Genomic DNA, 10,971 nt, shown 5'->3' on the forward strand with positions numbered 1-10,971 from the left:
CGCCCGGCCCGCCCATCCTGCGGAAAGACATCGCATGACATCATCGTCGGCGCGATGAACGAACCGACCTTCGCCACCCGGATCACCCGGTGGTACGAACAGAACGCCCGCGACCTGCCCTGGCGGGTGCCCGGGGTGGGGGCGTGGCCCATCCTGGTCAGCGAGGTCATGCTTCAGCAGACCCCGGTGGTCCGGGTGCTGCCCGCCTGGCACGCCTGGCTGCGGCGCTGGCCGACCCCGGCCGCGCTGGCCGCCGACACTCCCGCCGAGGCGATCCGGATGTGGGGACGGCTGGGCTACCCCCGTCGGGCGGTGCGGCTACGCGACTGCGCGGTGGCGATCGTGCAACGGCACGGTGGCGAGGTGCCGGAGAAGCTGGACCAACTGTTGGCGCTGCCCGGCGTCGGCACGTACACCGCGCGGGCCGTCGCCGCGTTCGCGTACGGGCAACGACACCCGGTGGTGGACACCAACGTCCGCCGGGTGGTCTCCCGGGCCATCGCCGGCCAGCCGGACGCCGGGCCGACCACCCGCCCGTCGGATCTGGTTGCCTGCGAGGAACTGCTACCGGTCGAGCCGGCCGCCGCCGCTCTGGCCAGCGCCGCGTTCATGGAACTCGGCGCGCTGGTCTGCACCGCCCGCTCGCCGCGTTGCCCGGCGTGCCCCGTCGAGTCGGTCTGCGCCTGGCGGGCTTCCGGCCGGGCCGCACCCGCCGGACCCACCCGGCGCCCCCAGCGGTACGCCGGCACCGATCGGCAGGTCCGTGGGCTGCTCCTCGGGGTGCTGCGCGACGCCACCGGCCCGGTCCCGCACCAACGACTCGACCAGGTCTGGCACGACGACGTACAGCGGTCCCGGGCGCTGGCCGGGCTGGTGACGGACGGTCTGGTCGAGCCGGTCGGGGAGGACGCGTTCCGGCTCATCGGCGACGGACCGACCGCCCACCCGGCCCGCTGACCGGGTAAGCACAGCCCGCCGCCGCCCTCTGGCCTTGGGCCTGCGGCATATAGCGGCATCCAGCGCGCCGGACATCCCCAGCTGCCGCAACTAACGGAGGCGGTTTGGCGGGTTGGTCGAGAGGCGGCGGCGAGCCGAGAACATGGAAAGGGCGACGGCCCGGTGGCGCAATGCCACCGGGCCGTCGCCTCGTACGGTCGTTCTTTACTCGTCCGCGCCGGCGGCAGCGGTGCCGCCGAGGTCGGCGGGAACCGCGTCCGGCACGTCCACCGGGCGGTCCGCGCCGCGGAAGACCAGCTTCGACTTGTCGATGTTCTCGGGGTCGCCCTCGCAGTCCACCACCACGATCTGACCCGGGGTCAGCTCGTTGAAGAGGATCCGCTCGGAGAGGTTGTCCTCGATGTCGCGCTGGATGGTGCGGCGCAGCGGCCGGGCCCCCAGCACCGGGTCGAAGCCCTTCTTCGCCAGGTACTTCTTGGCGTTGTCGGTCAGCTCCAGGCCCATGTCCTTGTTGCGCAGCTGGGTCTCGATCCGCGCGGTCATGATGTCCACGATCGAGAGGATCTCGGTCTCACGCAGCTGGTGGAAGACGATGGTGTCGTCGATCCGGTTGAGGAACTCGGGCCGGAAGTGCTGCTTGAGCTCGTCGTTGACCTTCTGCTTCATCCGGTCGTAGTTCGACTCGGAGTCCTCCGAGGCCTGGAAGCCCAGCGAAACCGCCTTGGCGACGTCCCGGGTACCGAGGTTGGTGGTCAGGATGATGACCGTGTTCTTGAAGTCCACGATCCGACCCTGACCATCGGTGAGCCGACCGTCCTCCAGGATCTGCAGCAGCGTGTTGAACACGTCCGGGTGGGCCTTCTCGATCTCGTCGAAGAGGACCACCGAGAACGGCCGACGCCGCACCTTCTCGGTGAGCTGGCCACCCTCGTCGTAGCCGACGTAGCCGGGAGGGGCACCCACCAGCCGGGAGACCGTGTACCGGTCGTGGAACTCGGACATGTCCAGCTGGATGAGCGCGTCCTCGCTGCCGAACAGGAACTCCGCGAGGGCCTTGGACAGCTCGGTCTTACCGACACCGGACGGGCCGGCGAAGATGAACGAGCCGGACGGGCGCTTCGGGTCCTTCAGGCCAGCCCGGGTACGCCGGATCGCCTTCGAGACCGCCTTGACCGCGTCCTCCTGGCCGATGACGCGCTTGTGCAGCTCGTCCTCCATGCGCAGCAGGCGCGAGGTCTCCTCCTCGGTCAGCTTGTAGACCGGGATGCCCGTCCAGTTGCCGAGCACCTCGGCGATCTGCTCGTCGTCGACCTCGCTGACGACGTCCAGGTCACCGGCCTTCCACTCCTTCTCCCGCTGCGCCTTCTGACCGAGGAGCTGCTTCTCCTTGTCACGCAGCTGGGCGGCGCGCTCGAAGTCCTGCGCATCGATCGCGGACTCCTTGTCGCGACGCACCTGGGCGATGCGCTCGTCGAAGTCACGCAGGTCTGGCGGTGCGGTCATCCGGCGGATGCGCATCCGGGCGCCGGCCTCGTCGATCAGGTCGATCGCCTTGTCCGGCAGGAACCGGTCGGAGATGTACCGGTCGGCCAGGGTGGCGGCGGCCACCAGCGCGGCATCGGTGATCGAAACCCGGTGGTGCGCCTCGTACCGGTCGCGCAGGCCCTTGAGGATCTCGATGGTGTGGGCCAGCGACGGCTCACCCACCTGGATCGGCTGGAACCGGCGCTCCAGCGCGGCGTCCTTCTCCAGGTGCTTGCGGTACTCGTCCAGGGTGGTCGCGCCGATGGTCTGCAGCTCGCCACGGGCCAACATCGGCTTGAGGATGCTCGCCGCGTCGATCGCGCCCTCGGCCGCGCCCGCGCCCACCAGGGTGTGGATCTCGTCGATGAAGAGGATGATGTCGCCGCGGGTGCGGATCTCCTTGAGCACCTTCTTCAGGCGCTCCTCGAAGTCACCGCGGTAGCGGGAGCCGGCGACCAGTGCCCCGAGGTCGAGCGTGTAGAGCTGCTTGTCCTTCAGCGTCTCGGGCACCTCGCCCTTGATGATCTTCTGGGACAGCCCCTCCACCACGGCGGTCTTGCCGACGCCGGGCTCACCGATCAAAACCGGGTTGTTCTTGGTACGGCGGGAGAGCACCTGCATGACCCGCTCGATTTCCTTCTCGCGCCCGATGACCGGGTCGAGCTTGCCCTCGCGGGCGGCCTGGGTGAGGTTGCGGCCGAACTGGTCCAGCACGAGGCTGGTCGACGGCGCGGCCTCGCCCGGCGCGGCACCGGCCGCGGCCGGCTCCTTGCCCTGGTAGCCGGAGAGCAGCTGGATCACCTGCTGGCGAACCCGGTTGAGGTCGGCACCGAGCTTGACCAGCACCTGGGCGGCGACGCCCTCGCCCTCACGGATCAGACCGAGCAGGATGTGCTCCGTACCGATGTAGTTGTGGCCGAGCTGCAGCGCCTCGCGCAGCGACAGCTCCAGCACCTTCTTGGCCCGCGGCGTGAACGGGATGTGCCCGCTCGGCGCCTGCTGGCCCTGGCCGATGATCTCCTCGACCTGCTGACGGACGCCCTCCAGGGAGATGCCGAGGCTCTCCAGGGCCTTGGCCGCGACACCCTCACCCTCGTGGATCAGGCCCAGCAGGATGTGCTCCGTACCGATGTAGTTGTGGTTGAGCATCCGGGCCTCTTCTTGGGCCAGGACGACAACCCGTCGCGCTCGGTCGGTGAACCGCTCGAACATGCCCTCGTGCTCCTCACGTGCCGTGCGCCTTGATGTGCGAGATCTTGGCGGGGCCGGTGCGCGGACGTCCGGGACGGGCGTCCTTGCCTCATTACTCTATCGCCGCCGACCGACTCCGCTGAGGTCGTGTGTCCCCGTGACGAGCCGTTCGGACGTTGTTTGGACCAACCCTCCGCGCTCAGGAGGTGTTCCGACACCCCGACCTGTACGCGCAGAGCGAAATTCGGCCCGGGTACGGAAGGCGCCCGGAAGCCCCGATGGGCCGTCCACAGCCTGTGGACGCAATCTCCACCGGTTGTGGACAACGCCCCTGCCGGCGGGCCTGTTCCCGGGGTTCCAGGCTGCCCGGGTCGCGCCACGCCGTCACCTACCCGCCGCGACCGGCCTGGCGCCCCGCCGCACACAGTGCTCCGCAGCCGAGCAACAAACGCATATCCGGGCAGAAAGCATACCGGGGACGAAAAGACTCGCCGGAAGCCGCGAGGGGTCAACCAGGAGGCGGCGAGGGGCCGGCGCCCGGATCTCGGAACGCCGGCGAAGCACGACGCCGGCCCGGAGACAGGCTCCGGACCGGCGTGTCACCGATCGGGTGGGTCAGCGGGAGGCGTGGAACTCGTCGACGATCTCCTGCGGGATACGACCCCGGTCGGAGATGTCCTTACCCTGCTTCTTCGCCCAGGCTCGAATCGCCCTGTTCTGCTCGCGGTCCGCGGTGGCGCCACCCCGTCCCCGCGCGGCCCGGCCGCCCACGACGACACCGCCCCGGCCGACCCGGGTGCCCGCCGCCACGTACGGCGCGAATGTCTCGCGCAATTTCTCCGCGTTGGAGTTCGACAGGTCGATCTCGTACTGAACGCCGTCGAGCGCGAACTTGACGGTCTCGTCCGCGTCCCCGCCGTCCAGGTCATCGACCAGCTTGTGAATGATCTGCTTGGCCACGTCCCACATTCCTTTCGAGCAGGGGTTGTTGCCTGCGATACAAGAACGATAACCCGCGAGATGCTCGGCGCGTCAATAGGATGCGGTAACGACCCGGAGAAGTTCCCCGGTCACTCCGGGCGGACCAACGGGAAGAGGATGGTTTCCCGAATTCCCAGGCCGGTCAGCGCCATGAGAAGCCGGTCGATTCCCATTCCCATGCCGCCGGCCGGTGGCATTCCGTACTCCATCGCACGCAGAAAGTCCTCGTCGAGCCGCATCGCCTCGTCGTCGCCGCGGGCCGCGAGCTGCGCCTGGGCGACCAGCCGCTCCCGCTGCACCACCGGGTCCACCAGCTCGGAGTACGCCGTACCCAGCTCGAATCCGAGGACGTACAGGTCCCACTTCTCGGTCAGCCCCGGCTCGCTGCGGTGCGCCCGGGTCAGCGGGCTGGTCTCCTCCGGGTAGTCCCGGACGAAGGTGGGCTCCTGCAGCCCCGGCACCACCAGTTCCTCGAAGAGTTCCTCGGCGAGCTTTCCCGGACCCCACCTGGGGTCGACGGAAACGTCGACCTTGTCGGCGTACTCCACCAGCCGGGACCGTTCGGTGCGGACGGTGACCTCCTCGCCGAGCGCCTCGGACAGCGCACCGAACAGGGTCACCGAACGCCACTGGCCACCCAGGTCGAACTCGCGTCCGTCGGCGTGCGTCACCACCGTCGAGCCGCCCACCGCGATCGCGGCCTGCTGTACGAGATTGCGGGTCAGCTCGGCCATGGTGTCGTAGTCGCCGTACGCCTGGTACGCCTCGAGCATCGCGAACTCGGGCGAGTGCGAGGAGTCGATGCCCTCATTGCGGAAGTTGCGGTTGATCTCGAAGACCCGGTCGACGCCGCCGACCACGGCCCGCTTGAGAAACAGTTCCGGCGCGATTCGCAGATACAGATCGGTGTCGAGTGCATTGCTGTGGGTCACGAATGGGCGGGCTGCCGCGCCGCCGTGCAACAACTGGAGCATCGGGGTCTCGACCTCGATGAATCCCGCGCCGTGCAAGGAGTCGCGCAGGCTCCGCACCGCCGTGGCCCGGGTACGGACCATCTGCCGCGCCTGCGGGCGCACGATCAGGTCCACGTACCGCTGCCGGACCCGGGCCTCCTCGCTCAGCGGCTTGTGCGCCACCGGCAGTGGACGCAGCGCCTTCGCGGTGACCGCCCACTCCTGCGCCAGCACCGACAGCTCACCCCGGCGGCTGGTGATCACCTCACCGGTGACGCCGACGTGATCGCCGAGGTCGACCAGCCGCTTCCAGGCGTCCAGTCGCTCCGCGCCCACCCGGTCCAACGAGAGCATGGCCTGCAGCTCGGTGCCGTCGCCGTCGCGCAGGGTGGCGAAGCAGAGCTTGCCGGTGTTCCGTACGAAGATCACCCGCCCGGTGACCGAGACCTGATCGCCGGTGGCGGTGTCGGTGGGCAGGTCGGCGTACCTGGCGCGGATCTCGGCCAGGGTGCTGGTCCGGGGGAACCCGACCGGGTACGGCTCGACGCCGTCGGCGAGCATCCGGTCCCGCTTCTCCCGGCGGACCTTCATCTGCTCGGGAAGGTCGTCGGCGGGGTCCACTGGCACGGCGTTCTGCTCGGTCACGGCACGCTTCCTCAGGCTTCGGGGAGTTTCGGCGGGTCAGCCCATGAGCGTACTCAAGGGCTCCGGCCACCGTTACGGAGACAACCCGCCCCCGGACCGCCCGCCCGGTCAGCCGAGCATCGGGAAGCCGTCAGGTGTTGCGCTCGTAGACCATCCGCAGCCCGATCAGGGTGATCATCGGCTCGTGGTGGGTGATCGTCCGGCACTCCTTGATCACCAGGGCGGCGAGTCCTCCGGTGGCGATGACCGCCCTCACCTCGCCCAGTTCCTCGCTCATCCGCTCCACGATCCGGTCCACCTGGCCGGCGAAACCGAAGTACAGCCCGGACTGGAGACACTCGACGGTGTTCTTCCCGATCACCGACCGGGGCCTGGTCGCCTCCACCTTGCGCAGCTGGGCGGCCCGGGCGGCGAGCGCGTCGAAGGAGATCTCGATGCCCGGGGCGAACGCGCCGCCGAGGAACTCGCCCCGACCGCTGATCACGTCGAAGTTGGTGGTGGTACCGAAGTCGACCACGATCGACGGGCCGCCGTAGAGGGTGTACGCGGCGAGCGTGTTGACCACCCGGTCCGCGCCGACCTCCTTGGGGTTGTCGATGGCGAGCTGCACGCCGGTGCGTACCCCGGGCTCGACGATCACACTGGGCAGGTCGGCGTAGTAGCGGGCCAGCATGGTCCGCAGCGAGCGCAGCGCGGCCGGCACCGTGGAGCAGGCCGCCACCCCGGTGATCTCCACCGCGTCACCGGCGAGCAGCCCCCGGAACATCAGACCCAGCTCGTCCGCCGTGGACCGGGCGTCGGTCTTGATCCGCCAGGAGTGCACCAGCTTGTCGCCCTCAAAGGTCGCCAGCACGGTGTTGGTGTTTCCGATGTCGATGCAGAGCAGCACGCACGCAGCCTAGACGCCGCGTCCGGGGGCGGGGTCGGTGTGGCCCGCCCCGACCGGGCTCATTCCTCCCGCAGGTCCAGCGCGATGTCCAGGATCGGCGAGGAGTGGGTGAGCGCGCCCACCGACAGGAAGTCCACGCCGGTGGCCCCGTACCCGGCGGCCATCTCCAGGGTCAGCCCGCCGGTCGCCTCCAGCTCGGCGCGGTCGCCGACCCGGGCCACCACCTCGCGCAGCGTCTCCGGGGTCATGTTGTCCAGCAACAGGAATTCCGCGCCGGCCTCCACCGCCTCCACCGCCTCGGCGACCGTGTCGACCTCCACCTGCACCGGCACGTCGGGGAAGGAATCCCGGACCCGCCGGTAGGCGGCGGCGACCCCACCGGCGGCCAGCTTGTGGTTGTCCTTGACCATGGCGACGTCGTGCAGGCCCATCCGCTTGTTGGTGCCGCCGCCGGCGCGCACCGCGTACTTCTCCAGAGCGCGCAGGCCGGGGGTGGTCTTGCGGGTGTCCAGCACCGTCGCCTTCGTCCCGGCCAGCGCGTCCGCCCAGGCCCGGGTGTGGGTGGCCACTCCGGACATCCGGCAGAGCAGGTTGAGCGCCGTCCGCTCGGCGGTGAGCAGCAGCCGGGTCGGGCCGGTTACGGTGGCCAGCACGTCGCCGCGCGCCACCCGCTGCCCGTCGTGGGCCACCAACGACACCAGGACGGTACGGTCCGCTCCGGTCACCTCGCCCACCAGCTCGAACACGGCGGCGGCCACGGCCAGCCCGGCGACCACGCCGGGAGCGCGGGCGACCAGGTCGCCGGTGTCGGTCTGGGTGTCCGGGATCGTCGCCACACTGGTGACGTCGAGGTAATCCGGGCCGAGGTCCTCGGCGAGCGCGTCGACGATCACCTGCCGGACCCGCTCCGGATCGAGGCCACCGGCATGCAACGCCTGTTCCGTCGACTGCCTCATTCCACTCCTCCCCCGGTGCCCGCAGGGCCTGTCGCACTGTTGCCGTTCACGCCGACCCCTCCCACCGGGACGTCAACCTGCCCTGCGCCCCGACCGCCGCGACCAGATGGCCCTGCCAACGGTCGTCGGCCGTCGGGAAGTCCTCCCGCCAGTGACAGCCCCGGGTCTCCTGGCGAGCGTACGCGGCGGCGACCAGCGTCGACGCCACGGTGATCAAATTCGTGGCCTCCCAGTCGGCGGTACGCGACACACCCCGCTCCGCGCCGGCCTCGGTCAGCGTGGCGGCGGTCGCCGCGAGCGTCCGCGCCGAACGCAACACCCCCGCGCCCCGGGTCATGGCCCGCTGCAGCGCCGCAGTGCCGGCGGCCGGCACCAGCCAGCCCTCGCCGCCCACCCAGGCACCGGTCTGCGCCGGCCTCGCCTGCTCGGGCAGGCCGGCGGCGATGTCCTCGGCGATCCGGCGGGAGAAGACCAGCCCTTCCAGCAGCGAGTTGCTGGCCAGCCGGTTCGCGCCGTGCACGCCGGTGCAGGCGACCTCGCCGCAGGCGTACAGGCCGGGGATGGAGGTCCGTCCACGCAGGTCGGTCCGGACGCCGCCGGAGGCGTAGTGGGCGGCCGGGGCGACCGGGATCAGGTCGACCGCCGGATCCACGCCGATGGCCAGGCAGGAGGCGACGATGGTGGGGAACCTCCCGGCAAGGAAGTCCCCGCCGAGGTGGCGGGCGTCCAGCCAGACGTGATCGGCCCCGGTGGCCAGCAGCACCCGGTGGATGCCCTTGGCCACCACGTCCCGGGGGGCGAGTTCGGCCAACTCGTGCTGGCCGACCATGAACCGCTTGCCGTCGCCGTCGACCAGGCGGGCGCCCTCGCCGCGCAGCGCCTCGGAGACCAGCGGCTGCTGGGCCAGGCCGGCACCGGGCAGCCGGGCCGGTTCCGGAACGATCAGCGCGGTCGGGTGGAACTGCACGAACTCCACGTCGGTGACCGCCGCGCCGGCCCGCATCGCCAGCGCCACCCCGTCACCGGTGGAGACCGCCGGGTTGGTGGTGGCCGCGAAGACCTGCCCCATGCCGCCGGTGGCCAGCACCACCGCCCGGGACAGGATGGCCCCGACGCCGTCCTCGCTGCCCTCGCCGAGCACGTGCAGGGTGATGCCGCAGGCCGCACCGAGCGAGTCGGGGCCGTCGCCGGGTGCCCGGAGCAGGTCCAGCACCAGGGCGTGCTCGACCAGCCGGATCCACGGGTCGCGACGGACCGCCGCGTGCAGGGCCCGCTGCACCTCGGCCCCGGTCGCGTCGCCGCCGGCGTGCACGATCCGGTCGGCCCGGTGCCCGCCCTCCCGGGTGAGCATCAGCGAGCCGTCGGGGTGGCGGTCGAACTCGGCGCCGAGCCGCATCAGCTCGCGTAGCCGGGTCGGCCCCTCCTCGACCAGCACCCGCACCGCCGCCGGGTCGCAGAGCCCGACTCCGGCGATCTCGGTGTCGCGGGCGTGCGCGGCCGGCGTGTCGGCGGGATCGAGCACCGCCGCGATGCCGCCCTGCGCCCAGCGGGTCGAGCCCTCGTCGATGTTGACCTTCGTGACGACGGTGACGTGCAGGCCCGCCTCACGCAGGTGCAGCGCGGCGGTGAGACCGGCGACCCCGGAACCCACCACGATCACGTCGGTGGTCTCCACCCAGCCGGGCGCGGGGGCGGCCAGCAGGCGGGGCAGGGCCGGCAGGTCGACGGTCGGAAGGTCCATGGAAACAGTCAACCCGAAGCGTCCTCGTCCCGGGCGGCGGGGGCTCGACGAGTGGTTTTGGCTACTTCGTCCGGACGGGCAGGCCGGCGGGACCGGCGCCCTTCAGCGAGGTGGTCACCGTACGGTCGCTCAGCCACAGGTAACAGCGGACCCCCCGGTCACCCACCCGCCAGCGGCCCGCACCGGGCGGGCGTACCACCACGCCGCTGCGCAAGCGCAGGTCCGCGTCGTCGGGCACGCCGACGTACCGGCCGAGCACGGAACGGCAGCCGGCGTAGAGCGGCACCCAGTCGGCGTCCTTCGTCGGGTACGGCCGGGCGGGCGACCGCCACACCCCGACGAACTCGACGTCGTGGGCGACCGCGCAGTCAACCGGGGTGAGGGTACGCACCCGACCGCCGCCCTCGGTGGTCCGCTGACAACCCAGCCGCAGCTTCGACGGCCCCTTGAGCGCGTCGCGGAGGCTGCCGGTGCGGATGAGCACCTTAGCGGCGGCTTCGGTGGTGTCCAGTTCGCTCAGGTCGCAGCGGTACCAGCGGGAGCCGGCCGCCCAGCCGGACCGGGTGGGCAGCGCCACGGCCAACCGCAGTCGGCCGGCGCGCCAGTCGTCGCCGACGTACCCGGTGGCCTTCGTGTCGCACTCGGCGAACGCGCCACGCAGTTCGGGCGAGCCGGTGGCCGAGGGCTCCGCCCGGTCGGCGGGGAAGGCACCGACGTGCACCGTCTCGACCCGGTGCGGCACCGCGCAGTCCACCGGCGCGTACGCGTCGAGAGCTACGGTGTCGGTGAAGCCGGCGACCTGGCACACCCCCGCCTCGGGAGTGAACGGACCCGGAGAAGGCAGCGCGGCCCAGTCGTCGGTCAGATCACCGTCGAGCCCGTCGCTGGTGGCACAGCCGGACAGCAGCACGAGCGCCAGCCACCCGGCAGCCACACTCCTCATCGCACGGCCCATCGCGGCCTCCCCAGCCGACGACCAATCCCGACGGTCCGCCCAGAGTAGCCGCCCATGACCCTTCGGTGACAGACCGGAAGTGCGCTCCCACTTTCCGTCGATCATGCGGTTGTCTGACGACGCGCCGGACCCGAGCTACGACAACCCCATGATCTGCGGGGGCGGGGGCAGTGGGAGGG

General features: G+C 71.1%; 8 protein-coding genes. 1 reads left to right on the plus strand and 7 read right to left on the minus strand.

Annotated elements, in window-relative coordinates:
• Positions 1-54 precede the first annotated feature (54 nt).
• Positions 55-957 carry an A/G-specific adenine glycosylase gene (locus E1166_RS26150; protein WP_132342610.1) on the plus strand — a complete coding sequence of 301 codons (903 nt, stop codon included), beginning with the start codon at positions 55-57 and terminating at the stop codon, positions 955-957.
• A 204-nt stretch (positions 958-1,161) separates the two neighbouring features.
• Here the strand turns inward: E1166_RS26150 and E1166_RS26155 are convergent, their stop codons facing one another.
• From E1166_RS26155 to E1166_RS26185, 7 genes are all read right to left on the minus strand, one after another.
• The gene (locus E1166_RS26155; RefSeq protein ID WP_132342611.1) at positions 1,162-3,693 is read right to left on the minus strand and encodes an ATP-dependent Clp protease ATP-binding subunit; all 2,532 of its coding nucleotides are present in this window, start codon (positions 3,691-3,693) and stop codon (positions 1,162-1,164) included.
• A gap of 594 nt (positions 3,694-4,287) precedes the next feature.
• Positions 4,288-4,632 carry an Lsr2 family protein gene (locus E1166_RS26160; RefSeq protein WP_165942721.1) on the minus strand — a complete coding sequence of 115 codons (345 nt, stop codon included), beginning with the start codon at positions 4,630-4,632 and terminating at the stop codon, positions 4,288-4,290.
• A 110-nt stretch (positions 4,633-4,742) separates the two neighbouring features.
• On the minus strand, positions 4,743-6,251 hold the full coding sequence (gene lysS, locus E1166_RS26165; protein ID WP_132270125.1) for a lysine--tRNA ligase: 1,509 nt from the start codon (positions 6,249-6,251) through the stop codon (positions 4,743-4,745).
• A gap of 130 nt (positions 6,252-6,381) precedes the next feature.
• Positions 6,382-7,140 carry a type III pantothenate kinase gene (locus E1166_RS26170; protein ID WP_132342612.1) on the minus strand — a complete coding sequence of 253 codons (759 nt, stop codon included), beginning with the start codon at positions 7,138-7,140 and terminating at the stop codon, positions 6,382-6,384.
• A gap of 59 nt (positions 7,141-7,199) precedes the next feature.
• Positions 7,200-8,096, minus strand: a complete 897-nt coding sequence (gene nadC, locus E1166_RS26175) for a carboxylating nicotinate-nucleotide diphosphorylase (protein WP_132342613.1) — start codon at positions 8,094-8,096, stop codon at positions 7,200-7,202.
• 46 nt (positions 8,097-8,142) lie between these two features.
• Positions 8,143-9,837: an L-aspartate oxidase gene (locus E1166_RS26180; protein WP_132342614.1), complete on the minus strand. Its 1,695-nt coding sequence runs from the start codon at positions 9,835-9,837 to the stop codon at positions 8,143-8,145.
• Positions 9,838-9,898: 61 nt separating this feature from the next.
• Positions 9,899-10,792 (minus strand): septum formation family protein, encoded by an 894-nt coding sequence (locus E1166_RS26185; protein ID WP_132342615.1) that lies wholly within the window; start codon positions 10,790-10,792, stop codon positions 9,899-9,901.
• Positions 10,793-10,971 lie beyond the last annotated feature (179 nt).

It is taken from the genome of Micromonospora sp. KC213, from assembly GCF_004348325.1.
Lineage (GTDB): Bacteria > Actinomycetota > Actinomycetes > Mycobacteriales > Micromonosporaceae > Micromonospora.

Excerpts from the sequence above, each read along its gene's own strand:
- nadC (WP_132342613.1), bottom strand. The coding sequence starts at position 8,096 with ATGAGGCAGTCGACGGAACAGGCGTTGCATGCCGGTGGCCTCGATCCG.
- E1166_RS26180 (WP_132342614.1), bottom strand. The coding sequence starts at position 9,837 with ATGGACCTTCCGACCGTCGACCTGCCGGCCCTGCCCCGCCTGCTGGCC.
- E1166_RS26150 (WP_132342610.1), top strand. The coding sequence starts at position 55 with ATGAACGAACCGACCTTCGCCACCCGGATCACCCGGTGGTACGAACAG.
- E1166_RS26155 (WP_132342611.1), bottom strand. The coding sequence starts at position 3,693 with ATGTTCGAGCGGTTCACCGACCGAGCGCGACGGGTTGTCGTCCTGGCC.
- E1166_RS26185 (WP_132342615.1), bottom strand. The coding sequence starts at position 10,792 with ATGGGCCGTGCGATGAGGAGTGTGGCTGCCGGGTGGCTGGCGCTCGTG.